Below are 15,099 nucleotides of genomic sequence, written 5' to 3' on the forward strand. Positions count from 1 at the left end.
GACGTGTCCCCGCCCGACGTATTCGCTGTACAGCATTCCCTCTGGTGGAGGAACCGCATGAAGCTCTTCACGCCCCTGACAGCCGCGTTCGCCCTCGCCCTCCTCCCCGCCTGCGCGCAGGAAGCCGCGGAAGAGGCTGCTTCTGACGAAATGGCCATGGAGTCCATGGCGCAGGAGCCCGACTGCTTCGTGCGCGGTGACCTGGAGGGCCGGCTCAGTTCGCTCGAGTCCGCCTCCACGTCGTTCGGCGACGTGATGGTGAAGGTCTGTTACGGCGCACCGCTGCGCCGGGACCCCAACAACCCCGACGTGACCCGGGAGATCATGGGCGCCCTGGTCCCTTATGACGCCCCCTGGCGCATGGGAGCCAACGAAGCGACCGCGATCTACCTTAGCGCGGGCGCGAGCGTGGGCGGCATCGCCCTGGACGCCGGCGCGTACTCCATCTACGCCACGCCCACCATGGGCGACTGGACCGTCCACATCAACTCGGTCAACGAGCGCTGGGGCATCCCGATCGGCCCCGAGGTGACGGCTAACGACGTGGGCAGCTTCACGGTGACGCCGGGCATGGTGGGCGACGCGGTCGATCAGCTTCGCTACACCTTCTCGGACGCCGACGGCGGCGCCGACCTGGTCATGGAGTGGGAGCAGACCAGCATCAGCATCCCGATCCGTTCGGGCTGACCGGAGCCGCCCGACCCCCTGCTCGGGAGGCCGCGACCCCGCGGCCTCCCCTCAAGCCACGCGGTCCTGCCGACCGGGGAGCCACTCCGCGAACCGCCGGTACGCCGGTTCCTCCCGGCCGTACCGGCGGGAGCACTGCTCCACCAGCCACTGCATCCACTCGTTGAATTTCTCGTCGCCGCTCCGGTCGCGGATCTCGTGCGTCCAGTCCTCGAGCCGCTCCCAGGAACCGAGCAACGCCCCGCCCATGAACTCCCACACCAGCTCCAGGGAAACCATGTGGCGATGGGCCATGAGGCCTACCGATTCGAAGGTCAGACAAACCAGCATGGCCGCGTCCTCATACTCGCTGCCGCGCTCGCGAATCTCGGACGCGTCGAGACCCGGCGGGAGCGTGAAGACCAGGCGAAGGGCCCGCGCCATGGGGGGATTCTGCAGAGATCGCGCGAGCTCGATGGCGGCTGTTGCCCGCCGCTGGATGCCGTATTGCTGGATCTGCAGGTAGCCGAAGAGGAAGCCCGCGATCACGACGAGAACGCCGACGATCTCCGCGAGATTCCCAAGGGATTCGAGGCTCATGGCTCAGTCGGCACCACCGAAAAAGGAAGCGTTGCCCGCGCGGCAAACTAGTGAGCCGGCGAGTCCCGGGACACCTTGCCGCGGGACGGAGCGCAATTCCTGACGACATGCTAGATTGCGGAACCCACAACGTACCCAACCAGGAGAGCCGATCGATGTCAACGTCGAACCGGGGGTTCACCGGCCGTGTCCTGCTGCTCGTGCTGATCGCCTTCCTTCCGGCGGTCGGCATCTACCTGTACGCGAATGGCGAGATCCGCTCACTCCAGCTGGCCAATCAGGAGCAGGAGCTCCTGCGCGCCACGCGGGAGACGTCGGTGGAGTACAACCGGCTGCTCGAAGAGAGCCGCGTACTGCTCGCGACGCTCGCGGAGTTCCCGCAGGTGAACGGGATGCAGCAGCCGGAGTGCACCAATATCCTGGGACGCGTCTTCGACCAGGCCAACGACCTCAATGGCATCTGGGCCATCGGACTCGACGGATACGTGGGGTGTGGCTCCGTACAGCCGGACGGGGTGCTTTACCTGGGCGACCGCACCTACTACATCCGCGCCATGAACGAGAACCGCCACATCATCGGCAGCTACCAGATCGGACGCGTCACCGGGCGCCCGGGCGTGGCGTCGGCGATTCCGGTTCCCGATGAGAGCGGGATGCCCGGCGGGGTCCTGATCGCGAGCATCGACCTGCGCGCCCTGAGCGAGACCGCGCAGGACATGGAGTTGCCGCAGTCGTCCACCTTCACGGTGCTCGACCGGGAGGGCCGCGTCCTGGTTCGCTACCCTTCAGGGCAGAGCGAGGGAGACACCATCGGCGCGATGCGGACGGAGGGATTCCCCGACGCGGCCGACGAGCCCGGCATCGTGCACGGCGCCGACCTTGACGGGAGCATGTCGGTTTTCGCGGTCGCGCCGCTTACAGGTGAAGGTGCGACGCCCGAGGGCTACATCGCCATCGGACGTCCGGAAGGACAGATCAGCTCGGAGGCATCCGATGTCGTGAACAGGACGCTCGGACTGGTGGCGCTCGCCGGACTCGCCCTGCTCACCGCCGCCTGGATCTTCGGCCGCTACCTTATCGCGAGACCGTCCCCGGCAGCCTGACCCGGATGCGCGCCCTGCCGGACGGTCCAACCTGGGGTCCCGCAGCCCCATTCGAGTAGCACACGCCCACGGGCGGAAGTCGATGGAACCAGATTCGTCATGCAATCTCTAGCAAAGGGAGGATAGCCGATGTTGTCCAGAAGTCGTCTGAATGCAGTTCTCGCCGTGCTGGTCGCGGTGTGCGCCGGCGATCTGGCCGCGCAGCAGGCCGCCACCATAACGGGCCGGGTCACCGGGGATGGCGGCGCCGGCATCGCCAGCGCGCAGGTGGTGGTGACGCACGAGGTGACCGGAGTCCAGACGGGGGCGCTGTCGGCGAGCGACGGCGCGTACCGGGTGGAGGGAGTTCGTCCGGGCGGGCCGTACACCGTCGAAGTGATCATGATCGGCTACGGGGGCCAGTCCGCGACCGGCGTCTCACTGGAGGCGGGCCAGTCGCTGTCGCTGGACTTCAGCCTGAGCCAGGAGGCGATCGCCTTCGACGCCCTGGAGGTCTTCGCCACCCGCGCCCAGGACCGGAAGACCCCGGTGGCGTTCACCAACGTGAGCAAGACACAGCTCCAGAACCAGTTGGGTTCCCGTGACCTGCCGCTTGTGCTCAACGTGACCCCCAGCGTCTACGCGACGGCCCAGGGGGGCGGCTCCGGGGATGCCCGCATCAACGTGCGCGGCTTCAACCAGCGCAACACCGCCGTGATGATCAACGGCGTGCCCGTCAACGACATGGAGAACGGGTGGGTCTACTGGTCCAACTGGGACGGCGTGGGTGACGCGGCCACCAGCCTCCAGCTCCAGCGCGGCCTGTCGGCGGTGAACCTGGCCACGCCATCGATCGGAGGCACGATCAACGTCATCACCGATCCCGCGGACCGGGGCAGCGGCCTGATGTACAAGCAGGAATTCGGTCTCGGCAGCCTGGACGATGGCGGTGGCTGGGGGCTGGGCAACAACATGCTGAAGGAGACCCTGGTGGTGAACACGGGCCCCATGGGGGCGTTCGCAGCCACGGCTCAGATGGTGCGCAAGACCGGGAGCGGGATGTACACCGGTTTCGCCGGCGGTGACGCGCTCTGGACGGACGCCTGGGCCTACTACCTGGCCACGTCGTTCCAGTTGAACCCGAGCAACCGGCTAGAAGCCTACGCGGTCGGTGCACCGCAGCGCCACGGCCAGAATCTCTACAAGCTCAACCTGGCGAGCCTGGACCCGGACTTCGCGCGTTCGCTGGACGGATTCGACGCGGGGGCCTTCGACGACTATCCCGAAGTGGGCAGGGGACGGAGTCCGAACGTGGCTCCGGTGAGCGCCAGCTACGCAGGAAGCCAGTACAACAGCACCGGACCGGACGCCGGGCACCGAGACCGCTTCAACAGCGGTTACCTGAACGAGCGCGAGAACTACTTCCACAAGCCGCAGGTCAACCTGAACTGGTATTCCTTCTTCGGCGACGGCCTGAGCCTGTCGACGGTGGGCTACTATTCCGGCGGCCGGGGCGGCGGTACCGGCACGTACGGATCGCTCAGGTGGAATACCGACTACGGCCAGCGCTTTGCCGACTGGGACGCCACCATCGAGCGCAACCGTTCCAACTCCACCGGGTCCCGCGGGATCCTGCGCAACTCGGTCAACAACCAGAACACGCTGGGCGTGATCTCGAAGCTGCGGAAGAGCTTCGAAGGAGGCCTCACCGCCGAGGTCGGCATCGACTGGCGCACCGCCACTATCGAGCACTACCGGGAGGTGCGCGACCTGCTGGGCGGCGCCTACTACAACGATTGCTTCCGCAGCTGCAGCTCCGACTTCTGGACGGAAGCCGAGCAGAACCGCGGCCTGGGCGACAAGATCGCCTACCACAACGAGAACACGGTCGGCTGGCTGGGCGGGTACGTTCAGGCGGAGAAGAGCACCACCGCAGGCTCTGTCTACGGTATGGCCGGGTGGGCGCAGAACTCCTACACCTTCGTGGACTTCTTCAGGCAGGATGCGGCGTCCGGAGGCTACCGCACGCTGGAAAGCGGCAACATCGGCGGCTACCAGTTCAAGGGCGGCGCCGTTCGCAACCTCAACGACCAGTGGTCCATCTACGCGAATGCAGGCGTCATCTCCAAGGTGCCGATCTTCGATGGCGTGATCGACGACAACAACGGCACGCTGAACGCGGATCCGAAAAACGAGAAGTTCCTCTCCGGCGAAGTCGGCAGCGAGTTCCGCTCCGCCGCGAGGGACATCTTTCTGAGGCTCGGTCTCTACCACACCACCTGGAGGAATCGGACCCTGACCCGCTTTGTCCAGAACATCGGCGGCGTGGAGGGAGTGGACGGGCTGGTCAACCTGCTCGGCGTCGACGCGCGCCACATGGGCGTCGAGGCCGAAGGATGGTTCCAGCCCAGCAACCTGGTGCGCTTCGACTGGTCGCTCTCGCTCGGCAACTGGAAGTACCTGGAAGACGTGTCCGGCACCTATCGGCCCGATGACCAGTCCAGCGAAACGGAGAACTACAACTTCTACATCTCCGGGCTCAAGGTCGCCGACGCGCCACAGCACCAGATGGCGCTCATGGCTTCCGTCTATCCGTCGGACGCCGCCTATCTGTCGCTGGTGGGCATGTTCTACGGCGATCACTTCGCGCAGTTCGAGCCTTTCAGCCGCACCAGGGCGGACGACAGGGCTCAGTCCTGGCAGCCCCCGGGCTATTCACTGTTCCACCTGCACACCTCGTATTCGCTCGGCGACGTCCTGCCGATTGCGAATGGCGGAAGCCTGCGCCTGTTCGCCAACGTGTACAACCTGTTCGACACCGTGTACATCCAGGACGCCACCGATGCGTCCAGGTGGAACGGCTACCACGACGACGGCGACCGTCACGATGCGGACTCCGCGGAGGTCTTCCTGGGCTTCCCGCGCAACCTGAACGTGGGGTTCCAAATCATCTTCTAGCCGACGCCGCCGGCCCCGGGACCGGGATGCCGGGAACAGGCCGGGATCAGCAAGGAACGGCCCCGCCAGTCAAGTGCTGGCGGGGCCGCGTTGCTGCGGGGAAGGCGGACGGGCGATGGGCCCAGCAGGACTCGAACCTGCGACCGTCGGATTATGAGTCCGCTGCTCTGACCAACTGAGCTATGGGCCCGTCCTGAACCTGCTCGCCCGCCCGCGCTCCCCGCGTCACAAAGGTACGCAATCGAAACCCCGGCGTACAAGCAAAGGGAGCGAGATGTCCGCGGAGAGCATATGTTTCCGGCCCCTGGAGGCGAGGGATTTCCCTTTGCGCGGTCTCTTGCCCACTTTGTTGTCCCCCAGGCCCCATCGAAAACCGCCTACGAGCGAACGGAGCGCCGCATGACCGGACGGGATCACAGCATGACGGGAGAGAGCGCCCCATGACCGGACAGGACCACCGCATGACCGACGCGGGCGCAGCATGACCGACCAGGACATCCTGGCCCGCTGGAAGGAGGAGCCCGCCCCGCTCCTCCCGGTTCTGCATGCCTTCCACGCGCGCGACGGCTACCTCTCCGAGGATGCCATCCGCGCGGTGTCCAAGGGGTTGCGCATCCCGCTCGCCGATCTGTACGGCACCATCACCTTCTATCACCACTTCGCGCGCGTGCCGGGTGGGCTCGACTGCCCGCGCGTCTGCACGGGACCCGTGTGCGTTCAGGAGGGCGCGCTCGACATCCTCGCGGCGCTCGCGCCCGAGGGGGCGACCGGCATGCCGTGCTCGGGCCGCTGCGACGACCCGGTCCCGGTCATCCGCGGCCATCTCACCCTGGCCGGACGCTCGGCCGCCGACCTCACGGCTCGGCCAGCTCCCCTCCCCCCGCCCGCCCGCGACGGCCACCGCGAGTGCGTCTTCCGCACCATCCGCGAGCCGGGGCACGCCACCCTGGCCGGATACCGCCGCGACGGCGGCTACGAGGGCCTCGCGCGCGCGGTGAGCGGAATGTCTCCCGCGGAGGTGATCGAAGCCATCGACCGGAGCGGGCTGGCTGGCCGGGGCGGCGCCGGCTTCCCCACGGGCCGCAAGTGGCGCGCGGTCGCCGAAGCGAACGGGACGCCGAAGTCCATCGTCTGCAACGCGGACGAGGGCGAGCCGGGCTGCTTCAAGGACCGCGCCCTCATGGACTACGATCCGCACGCGGTCATCGAGGGCATGATCGCCGCGGGGTACGCGAGCGGCGCGCACCGCGGCTACATCTACCTGCGCTACGAGTACCCCGAGACCGAGCACATCCTCGCGGAGGCCATCCGCGAAGCGGAGGAAGCGGGCATCCTGGGGCCGTCCGTGATGGGCAGCGGCTTCGCCTTCGACCTGCACATCCGCCGCGGCGCCGGCGCCTATATATGCGGGGAGGAGACATCGCTGCTGAACTCCATGGAGGGGAAGCATCCCTTCCCGCGCAACCGCCCCCCCTTCCCCGTCACCCACGGCTTCGAGAACCTGCCGACGGTCGTCAACAACGTCGAGACGCTGGCCTCCGTCCCGCATATTCTCGCGCTTGGCGCCGAGTGGTATGCCGGACTGGGCCTGAACGGACACGCCGGCACCAAGGTGATCTCGCTTTCCGGGGACATCCTCCGGCCCGGGAACTACGAAGTCCCCATGGGCTTCCCGCTCGAAAGGCTCCTCTACGACTGGGCCGGCGGCCCCTTCGAGGGCCGCACCATCCAGGCGGTTACGATGGCCGGGCTCTCCGGGGGCTTCCTGGCGGGTGACGATCTCTTCGTCACGCTGGACGAGCCCGCCATCCGGGCGCGCAAGTCGTTCCTGGGCGCGGGCGGCATCATGGTGTTCGACGACTCGCGCGACATGGTCGAGGTGGCGCACGCGGCGATGGAGTTCTTCGCGCACGAGTCCTGCGGGAAGTGCTTCCCCTGCCGCATCGGCACCCAGCGCCTGACCGAGCGGCTCGCCGGCGAGGCCGGCCCGGATGCGCTGGTGGCGTGGGTGGACGAAGTTGCGGATATTGGGTATACCATGAAGGAGACGAGCGCCTGCGGCCTGGGAACCGCGGCCCCGCTCATCACCGAGAGCCTCATGCGCTATTTTCCCGAGGCGGTTTCGCGCCACGTCACTGCCCATGGCCCCCTCCCCATGGCGGGCCGGGGCTAGGGCGGGCCGCATGGGACTGGGCCCTGGAGGGTCCAGGCAGCAAACTCGAATCAGGACCACACCGATGAGCACGAACGGGACAGGACCCACCATCGTCCTCGACGGCGAAAAGGTCGCCTACACCCCGGGGGAGACCGTCTACGAGGCCGCTACGCGGCACGGCAAGGACATCCCCACGCTTTGCTACGACCCCAGGCTGGAACCCTTCGGCGGATGCCGCCTGTGCGTGGTGGAGGTGGAGGGCGCGCGCGCCCCGGTCGCGTCGTGCACCGCTCAATGCCAGGCGGGAATGGAGGTGCGCACCAGGAGCGCGCGCGTGGAGGTGCATCGCCGCACGCTCATGGAGATGCTGGCCTCGGAGAACCGCGAAGTGGACGTGGACGAACTCACCAGCCTCGCCTCGCAGGAGATGACCGAGCTGGTGGACCGCTACGAGGCGCGCACCGGGCGCTTCCAGGGCAGGCAGTCGGGCGCGAGCCGCCCCGACGACCCGAACCCCTTCATCATGCGCGACTACGACAACTGCATCTCCTGCTACCGATGCGTGCGCGTGTGTGCGGAGCAGGAGGGCGACTACGCCATCTCGGTGAAGGGACGCGGCTTCGACACCCAGATCACGGTCGAGTTCGACGGCCACCTCAAGGATTCGGCCTGCACCTTCTGCGGGCAGTGCGTTCAGACCTGCCCGACCGGGGCGCTGGGGGACCTGAAGGCGCTGGCGTACCGCGACGTTGCCGGCGAGACGAAGAAGACCCGCACGGTCTGCCCCTATTGCGGGGTGGGCTGCGCGGTGGACCTGCTCACCCGCGGCAACACGCTCATCGGCGTGCAGCCCGCCATGGACGGCCCCGCCAACAAGGGCGCCCTGTGCGTGAAGGGCCAGTTCGCCTTCGACTTCGTGCAGCACCCCGACCGCCTGGCCCATCCGCTGGTGCGGGGTGAGGACGGCGAGCTGCATCAGGCCGGCTGGGACGAGGCGCTGGACCGGGCCGCAGAGGGGTTCCTGCGCGTGCGCGAGCGCTACGGGCGCCATGCCGTTTACGGAGTTGCCTCGGGGCGGGCGCCGCACGAAGCCGCCTACACCATGCAGAAGTTCATCCGGGGGGGGTTCGGAACGAACCACATCGACAACTGCAGCCGTGCCTGACACGCTCCCACAGTCGCCGGTCTGGCGGCAACGATCGGTCGGGGCGCAATGTCGAACCCGCTCGAGGACATGGAAAAGCCCGATGTGATCTTCTGCATCGGGACCAACATGACGGAGTGCCACCCCGTGGCCGCGACCCGGCTCAAGCGGGCCATCGCCAACGGGGCCAAGCTCATCACCGCCGACCCGCGGCGCATCGCCCTCGCCGAACTGGCCGACGTGTATCTGCCGCTCCGGGTCGGCTCTGACGTATCGCTCCTGCTGGCCATGGCGCACGTCATCCATCGCGAGGGCCTGACCAACCAGGGCTTCGTCGAGGGACGCACGACCGAGGCGGAGGCCTTCCTCCAGCACATCGAGAAGTTCACCCCTGAATGGGCCGAGACCATCACCGAGGTGCCTGCCGCCGACATCGAGCGCGCCGCCATCCTGTACGGAAAGGCGGAACGTGGCGCCATCTACTACACGCTGGGCATTACCGAGCACATCTGCGGGGTCGACAACGTCCAGAGCCTGTGCAACCTGGCGCTCATGACGGGCAACATCGGGCGCGAGGGCACCGGGGTTAACCCGATGCGCGGGCAGAACAACATTCAGGGCGCGGGAGACGCGGGCGCCCTGCCCAACAACTACCCCGGCTTCCAGTCCGTGCTGGATCCGGCGCACCAGAAGAAGTTCGAGCCGGTGTACGGGCGCAAGGTGGACCTCGAGATCGGGCCCACCAAGGTGAGGGCGCTGGAGGCCTGCGGCGACGGCATCCACGCGATGATGATCAACGGAGAGAACACCGTCGTCACCGACCCCGAGCGGCACCACTGCGAGGAGGCGCTAAAGAGCCTCGACCAACTGGTGGTGATCGACCTCTTCCTCACCGAAACCGCCGAGCTGGCGGACGTGGTCTTCCCGGCCACGGCATGGGGCGAGACCGACGGCGTGCAGACCAACACCGAGCGGCGCGTGCAGCGGCTGCGCAAGGCGGTCGAGCCCCCGGGCGAGGCCATGCCCGACTGGTGGATCGTGTCGCAGATCGCCCGCCGCATGGGCACGCCCGGCTTCGACTTCGAGAGCGCGAAGGACGTCTTCAACGAGCTTTGCGAGCTATCGCCCCTGTATGCGGGGCTGGACTGGGACCGCATCGACCGCGGCGAGTACCACTGGCCGGTGCCCTACAAGGATCACCCCGGGACGCCGATCCTGCACCAGGGGACCTTCGAGAACGGGCGCGGCATCTTCAAGCTGATCCGCTACCGGGATCCCGCCGAGGTAATCAGCGACGAGTTCCCGGTGTGGCTCACCACGGGCCGGCGCCTCCCCAACTACCACACCCGCACCCAGACCGGCCGCGCCGCCGGCATCGACTATCTGGCGCCGGGCGAACGGCTGGAGATCCATCCGGAAGACGTGATGGACTGGGGGCTCGAGGATGGCGGCTGGGCCAAGATGACCAGCGCGCGCGGATGCATGATGGTCCGGGTGGAGGCCAACGCCCGCTCGCCGCGCGGGACCGTCTTCACCTCGTTCAGCTTCAACGACGCCCCGGTCAACGTGCTCACCGGCGGAGGATACGACCCGGTAACGGACACGGCGGAGCTGAAGGTGTGCCCGGTGAGGGTGGAACGGCCGTAGCCGTCAGACCGAGCGAGCCTCGCGGCATCGACCCGGGAGCGGTCTCCGTCAGTCCGACCCGAAGATGCGGTCTCCGGCGTCACCCAGTCCCGGCAGGATGTAGCCGTTCTCGTTCAGCTGCCGGTCCAGAGCGGCCGTGAAAACCGGCACGTCCGGATGCGCTCGCTCAAGGGCATGCACGCCCTCCGGGCAGGCCACCAGGATGGCCAGGCGGATGTCGCGCGCGCCGTGTTCCCTGAGCAGCGTAATGGTCGCCGACGACGACCCGCCCGTGCCCAGCATCGGATCGACCACGATGAAGTGGCGGCCCGCGGGCTGCGGAACGTTGAAGTAGTACTGGACAGGCTGGAGCGTTTCATGGTCCCGGTACAGCCCCACGTGCCCGATGCGCGCGCCCGGCAGCACTGTGGTGAAGCCCTCGAGCATCCCCAACCCGGCGCGCAGGATCGGCACCAGCACGACGTCTTCCTCGCGCACGCGGAGGCCGGTGGTGGTCTCAAGCGGGGTCTCGACCTCCACTTCCTCGGCGGGCAGGTCGCGCAGGACCTCATAGGCCATCAGGGCGCCGATCTCGCGGATCAGGTCCCGGAACTCCCGGTGTCCGGTGCGGTGGTCGCGCAGTCGGGTGACCTTGTCGGCAACCAGCGGATGGTCGAGTACCGTGAAATGGGGCCGGTCGGGCACGGCGCCTCCGCGGTCGTTAGCTCCCCGACAGCTCCGGGAAGCGATACACGATGACGCCGCTGCCGGGCGCATTGTCGACGTCGACGTAACCCTGGTCGACCATGCCGCGCAGGCACTTCTCGACCTCTTCGAAGGACTTCCCTGAGGCCATCACCCCTTGGGTGACCGTGAGTTCGCCGCCCTTCTTCTCCGCGGCCTCGAGCAGCACGAGCCTGAGGTCCGTGTGTTTGGGCAGGGCTGCGGGCGGCGCGGAACCGGGGTTGGCGCGGGCGGCCAGCATGGGATGGGGAATGTAGCCCTTGCGCACGTTGGCATCGCGAATCAGCGCCTTCATGCGGAACAGGTCCACCAATTGGCCGACGCCCGCGAGGCCGAAGGTCAACAGCCAGAGGATTCCCGTCCCCCACTTGCCCATGTAGATGCGATGGGCACCGCAGACCCCGGCGAGGCACAGACACCAGAGCCCGTACCCCAGGACGTCCTTGTATACGGACTCGTAGGCCGCCGGCGCGTCCGGGAGACTGAGGTTGACGTTGACCGAGATGTCTCTCGGGTCTCTGGCGCCGTGCGTGGAGTCTTGTTCCATCAGCAGTGCTGCGCTTTGCGGGTGTGCAGGGAAGGGATCGCCCCTCTGGCAAAACGCCACCTCCCAGAGTGCGAAGCCCCGCGGCCATTCAATGTCTCGCGATCATCGGCTCCGGTCCAGCCCCGGTGACCGGCAATGGGTGCCTGTGTCACCGGGACAGGTCCGGCTGTCCCCTGCTGCCTACGCAGATCGCGCCGGCAGGTGTCGGCACCTATCGTTACCCATGACCGAACCGGCCCTCTATCGGCTTCTCGATGTGCTGTTCGTCGTCTTTCATACGGCGCTGGTGAGCTTCAACATGCTCGGATGGGCCTGGAGGAGAACCCGGCGGCTCCACCTGCTGACCATCGGCGTGACGCTGCTGTTCTGGTTCGGGGCCGGGATTGTGTACGGATGGGGATACTGCCCGCTGACGGACTGGCACTGGGATTTGAAGCGGGCCCTGGGGGAGACCGGCCTGCCGGCGTCGTGGATCAAGTACCACCTGGACGCGGTCACGGGCATCGACTGGAACGCGGCCCTCGTGGATGCGGTGGTGGTGGGCAGTGCGCTGGTGGCGCTGGGACTCTCGGTGATGCTGAACCTTCGTGACCGGCGCCGGCCCGGCTAGCGCAATGCCGCGAGAGTGCCGGAGTCCCCATGTTTTGCTACCATGATCCATGCGGAGGGAGGAGCGTGAACGCCCTCGGCCACCCGCCCATCCCGATCGATCATCCAGGCCCACATCCAGGAAGCAGATCATGAACGCTCGCGCCCTCATCATCATCGCCGTAGCAATGGCCCTTGGCTTTGCCCACGCACCGCTCCAGGCGCAGGACGGCAAGGACATGGTCGCTGCTTTCATCGACGAGCACGCGGGCTCCTATGCGAGCATCGCCCAGGAGATCTGGGACCTCGCCGAGCTGGGTTATCTGGAGACGGAGAGCTCGGCCCTGCTGGCCGGCACGCTGGAGGCCGCCGGCTTCGAGGTGGAGATGGGGGTTGCGGGCATTCCCACCGCCTTCGTCGCCAGCTACCGCAACGGAGACGGCCCGGTCGTGGGCATCCTGGCGGAATATGACGCGCTTCCCGGCATCACCCAGGACCGGAGCCCCGAGCGCACACCCATCCCCGGCAAGCCGCAGGGACACGCCTGCGGACACCACCTGTTCGGCACGGGTTCGGCCGCTGCCGGCATCGCCGTGCGCCAGTGGATGCGGGCGACGGGCCAGACCGGCGAGGTGCGCGTCTACGGGACCCCGGCCGAGGAAGGTGGGGCGGGCAAGGTGTACATGGTGCGCGAAGGGCTCTTCGACGACGTCGACATCATGCTTCACTGGCATCCCGGGGACAGAAACTCAGCGGGCGCGTCGAGCAGCCTGGCGAACAAGTCCGCCAAATTCCGCTTCTCCGGCGTGTCCGCGCACGCGGCCGGGGCGCCCGAGCGCGGGCGGTCGGCGCTGGACGGCGTGGAGGCCATGAACCACATGGTCAACCTGCTGCGCGAGCACGTCCCGCAGGAGACCCGCATCCACTACGTGATCACCTACGGCGGCGCGGCGCCCAACGTCGTGCCCGATTTCGCCGAGGTATTCTACTACGTGCGCCATCCAGACCCCGCGAACGTCCACGCCATCTTCGAGCGGGTGGCGCAGGCGGCGGAGGGAGCCGCGCTGGGCACGGGAACCGACATGCAGTACGAGGTCATCCACGGCCTCTACAACATCCTCATCAACGTGGCGCTGCAGGAGGCGATGCACGCCAACCTGGAGCGGGTCGGGGGCGTGCATTACAGCGAGCAGGACCGCCGCTTCGCCGAAGCGCTGGCCAAGCACCTGCCCGAGGACGCGCTTCCCATCGAGTCGGCGGCGGAAATCCAGCCCTTCTTCGTGACCGAGGAGGGTACCGGGGGCTCGACCGACGTGGCCGACGTGAGCTGGGCGGTGCCCACGGGCGGGGTGCGAACCGCTACCTGGGTGCCCGGCACGGCCGCTCATTCGTGGCACGCCATCGCGGCGGGCGGCACGCCCATCGGCGAGAAGGGCATGGTGGTGGCGGCCAAGGCGCTGGCGATGACCGCGATCGACGTGTTCACCCGGCCCGACCTGGTGGAGGCGGCCAGGACAGAGCATGCGGACCGCATACCCGAGGGCTGGGTCTACGAGCCGCTGCTGGGCGACCGCGACCCGCCGCTCGACTACCGGCTGCCGGCGGGCGGTACCGACCGCTAGGGCGGGATCGGGAGGATAGCAGCCAGGGCCGGCGACCCGCGCCTTTCGCCTAACCTCCCACCGCGAACTTCTGCACGCGCCGGCCCGTGGAGGCCTCGCCCACGTATATGTTGCCGCGGGAGTCCACCGACATGCCGTGCGGCCGCAGGAACTGACCCACCTGCCGACCGCCGCGGCCGAACTCGCCCACGACCTCCAGGTCCGAGCGGCGCAGGATCCACACCTTGTGGTTGGTGCCGTCGGCCAGATAGAGCCACTGCTGCGCGGCGTCCGGCGACAGCGCGATAACGAACGCCGACCCGGAGGCGCGGGTGAGCGGGGCGATGGTCTTTTCGGTCACGTAGGTGCCGTCGCGCTGGAACACCTGAATTCGGTTGCCGCGCCTGTCCGCGACGTAGATCAGGCCGTCCGCCGAACCGGCCAGGCCGTGCACGGTGGAGAACTGAGGCGGGGGCGGGCTGTCCGCGGTGCGGGCGCCGTAGTCGTAGGTGGCCTCGTCGTCGGGGGGCTCCCCGTAGGCGCCCCAGTGCCGCAGGTACGCGCCCGTGTCTCCGTCGAACACGACTACCCGCCGGTTGCGATAACCGTCCGCGATGAACACCTCGTTGGTTGCGGGGTCGACCCAGATGCCGGCCGGACCGCCGAGGAGCGCGGTGTCGGAGCTTCCGCCGTTCACGTCGTACTCGCCCAGCGTCATGAGATGCTGTCCGTCGCGGGTGAACTTCATGACGCGATGGTGGCGGTAGGTGCCTATCCAGACGTTGCCGTTGTGGTCGATGAAGAGCCCGTGCGAGTTGCGCGGGTACTCGGAGACGTCCTGGGTGGCAGGATCGCCCCACCCCTGAACCACGTTGCCCTCCGGGTCGATCTCGAGCACGACGGGCGCCGGCACGCAGCACTCCCCGATGGGCGGATCCTGTACCGCGGAAATCTCCTCCGGCGTTAGCGTCTCGGGAAGATGCGTGATCCAGACGTGATCCCGGTCATCGACGAAGACCGACGTGATTGCGCCCAGGATCCAGTCGTTGGGGAACTCGCGCGGCCAGGTGGGATCGACTTCGAAGGATGGCGGACCGTTTCCGGAAGCGGCCGGGTTCCCGGCGGAGGCTGAAGCGTCCGCCCCCGGCGCGCCCGATTCGGCACAGGCCGGGGACAGAGCCACGAGCGCGATGACGGACAGGCGCAGGGGAGATCGAGCCATGGTTCCTCCAGTGAGCTGCGAGTCTTGCGTGGGTGCCGGGCGTGGCCGGCTTCGCGAGACGATGCCGACTCGGAACAACGTACTGGATGCCAGGGTGTCCCGCCCCGTTGGCATCTATGGACGCCCCCGTGACGCAAGCGTTCTGGAGAACCGGTCGAGCGGGCGG

The 15,099-nt window shown here is 67.8% G+C and carries 11 protein-coding genes, 1 tRNA gene and 1 pseudogene; 8 read left to right on the forward strand and 5 right to left on the reverse strand.

Annotated features, from left to right (window positions below):
* Positions 1 to 57 precede the first annotated feature (57 nt).
* Entirely contained in the window at positions 58 to 687 is a 630-nt protein-coding gene (locus tag OXU32_10265) for a DUF2911 domain-containing protein (GenBank protein ID MDE0074331.1), read from the forward strand.
* A gap of 51 nt (positions 688 to 738) precedes the next feature.
* On the opposite strand, the gene OXU32_10270 is transcribed toward OXU32_10265, so the two are convergent.
* Complete coding sequence (locus OXU32_10270; protein ID MDE0074332.1) at positions 739 to 1,266, reverse strand: hypothetical protein; 528 nt, start codon at positions 1,264 to 1,266, stop codon at positions 739 to 741.
* Positions 1,267 to 1,421: 155 nt separating this feature from the next.
* Between OXU32_10270 and OXU32_10275 the strand changes: the two genes are divergently transcribed.
* Both OXU32_10275 and OXU32_10280 read left to right on the forward strand, forming a co-directional pair.
* Positions 1,422 to 2,369 carry a hypothetical protein gene (locus OXU32_10275; GenBank protein ID MDE0074333.1) on the forward strand — a complete coding sequence of 316 codons (948 nt, stop codon included), beginning with the start codon at positions 1,422 to 1,424 and terminating at the stop codon, positions 2,367 to 2,369.
* 129 nt (positions 2,370 to 2,498) lie between these two features.
* Positions 2,499 to 5,306 (forward strand): TonB-dependent receptor, encoded by a 2,808-nt coding sequence (locus OXU32_10280; protein ID MDE0074334.1) that lies wholly within the window; start codon positions 2,499 to 2,501, stop codon positions 5,304 to 5,306.
* Positions 5,307 to 5,422: 116 nt separating this feature from the next.
* Here the strand turns inward: OXU32_10280 and OXU32_10285 are convergent.
* Positions 5,423 to 5,496 (reverse strand) — tRNA-Ile (locus OXU32_10285).
* A gap of 291 nt (positions 5,497 to 5,787) precedes the next feature.
* On the opposite strand from OXU32_10285, the gene OXU32_10290 reads away from it, so the two are divergent.
* The 3 genes and pseudogenes from OXU32_10290 to OXU32_10300 all read left to right on the forward strand — a co-directional run bounded on the left by OXU32_10290 (position 5,788) and on the right by OXU32_10300 (position 10,252).
* Complete coding sequence (locus OXU32_10290) at positions 5,788 to 7,479, forward strand: NAD(P)H-dependent oxidoreductase subunit E (protein MDE0074335.1); 1,692 nt, start codon at positions 5,788 to 5,790, stop codon at positions 7,477 to 7,479.
* Between the two features lie 64 nt (positions 7,480 to 7,543).
* A pseudogene (locus tag OXU32_10295) lies at positions 7,544 to 9,649 on the forward strand (molybdopterin-dependent oxidoreductase).
* A 15-nt stretch (positions 9,650 to 9,664) separates the two neighbouring features.
* Positions 9,665 to 10,252 (forward strand): hypothetical protein, encoded by a 588-nt coding sequence (locus tag OXU32_10300; protein MDE0074336.1) that lies wholly within the window; start codon positions 9,665 to 9,667, stop codon positions 10,250 to 10,252.
* Between the two features lie 48 nt (positions 10,253 to 10,300).
* On the opposite strand, the gene upp is transcribed toward OXU32_10300, so the two are convergent.
* Together upp and OXU32_10310 are read right to left on the reverse strand one after the other, a co-directional pair.
* Entirely contained in the window at positions 10,301 to 10,936 is a 636-nt protein-coding gene (upp, locus tag OXU32_10305; protein ID MDE0074337.1) for a uracil phosphoribosyltransferase, read from the reverse strand.
* A 16-nt stretch (positions 10,937 to 10,952) separates the two neighbouring features.
* The gene (locus OXU32_10310) at positions 10,953 to 11,522 is read right to left on the reverse strand and encodes a TM2 domain-containing protein (protein ID MDE0074338.1); all 570 of its coding nucleotides are present in this window, start codon (positions 11,520 to 11,522) and stop codon (positions 10,953 to 10,955) included.
* Between the two features lie 223 nt (positions 11,523 to 11,745).
* Here OXU32_10310 and OXU32_10315 point away from each other — a divergent pair, with 223 nt between their 5' ends.
* Entirely contained in the window at positions 11,746 to 12,132 is a 387-nt protein-coding gene (locus OXU32_10315; protein MDE0074339.1) for a DUF2784 domain-containing protein, read from the forward strand.
* 217 nt (positions 12,133 to 12,349) lie between these two features.
* Complete coding sequence (locus OXU32_10320; protein MDE0074340.1) at positions 12,350 to 13,732, forward strand: amidohydrolase; 1,383 nt, start codon at positions 12,350 to 12,352, stop codon at positions 13,730 to 13,732.
* Between the two features lie 49 nt (positions 13,733 to 13,781).
* Here the strand turns inward: OXU32_10320 and OXU32_10325 are convergent, their stop codons facing one another.
* The gene (locus OXU32_10325; protein MDE0074341.1) at positions 13,782 to 14,933 is read right to left on the reverse strand and encodes a hypothetical protein; all 1,152 of its coding nucleotides are present in this window, start codon (positions 14,931 to 14,933) and stop codon (positions 13,782 to 13,784) included.
* Positions 14,934 to 15,099: the final 166 nt, after the last annotated feature.

Source organism: Gammaproteobacteria bacterium, assembly GCA_028819075.1.
GTDB lineage: Bacteria > Gemmatimonadota > Gemmatimonadetes > Longimicrobiales > Gaopeijiaceae > BD2-11.

Bases quoted from the DNA above. Each gene is read 5' to 3' on its own strand.
- OXU32_10265 (MDE0074331.1), top strand. From the start codon at position 58: ATGAAGCTCTTCACGCCCCTGACAGCCGCGTTCGCCCTCGCCCTCCTC.
- OXU32_10315 (MDE0074339.1), top strand. From the start codon at position 11,746: ATGACCGAACCGGCCCTCTATCGGCTTCTCGATGTGCTGTTCGTCGTC.
- OXU32_10320 (MDE0074340.1), top strand. From the start codon at position 12,350: ATGGTCGCTGCTTTCATCGACGAGCACGCGGGCTCCTATGCGAGCATC.
- OXU32_10300 (MDE0074336.1), top strand. From the start codon at position 9,665: ATGGGCACGCCCGGCTTCGACTTCGAGAGCGCGAAGGACGTCTTCAAC.
- OXU32_10280 (MDE0074334.1), top strand. From the start codon at position 2,499: ATGTTGTCCAGAAGTCGTCTGAATGCAGTTCTCGCCGTGCTGGTCGCG.
- OXU32_10325 (MDE0074341.1), bottom strand. From the start codon at position 14,933: ATGGCTCGATCTCCCCTGCGCCTGTCCGTCATCGCGCTCGTGGCTCTG.
- OXU32_10275 (MDE0074333.1), top strand. From the start codon at position 1,422: ATGTCAACGTCGAACCGGGGGTTCACCGGCCGTGTCCTGCTGCTCGTG.
- OXU32_10270 (MDE0074332.1), bottom strand. From the start codon at position 1,266: ATGAGCCTCGAATCCCTTGGGAATCTCGCGGAGATCGTCGGCGTTCTC.
- OXU32_10310 (MDE0074338.1), bottom strand. From the start codon at position 11,522: ATGGAACAAGACTCCACGCACGGCGCCAGAGACCCGAGAGACATCTCG.
- OXU32_10290 (MDE0074335.1), top strand. From the start codon at position 5,788: ATGACCGACCAGGACATCCTGGCCCGCTGGAAGGAGGAGCCCGCCCCG.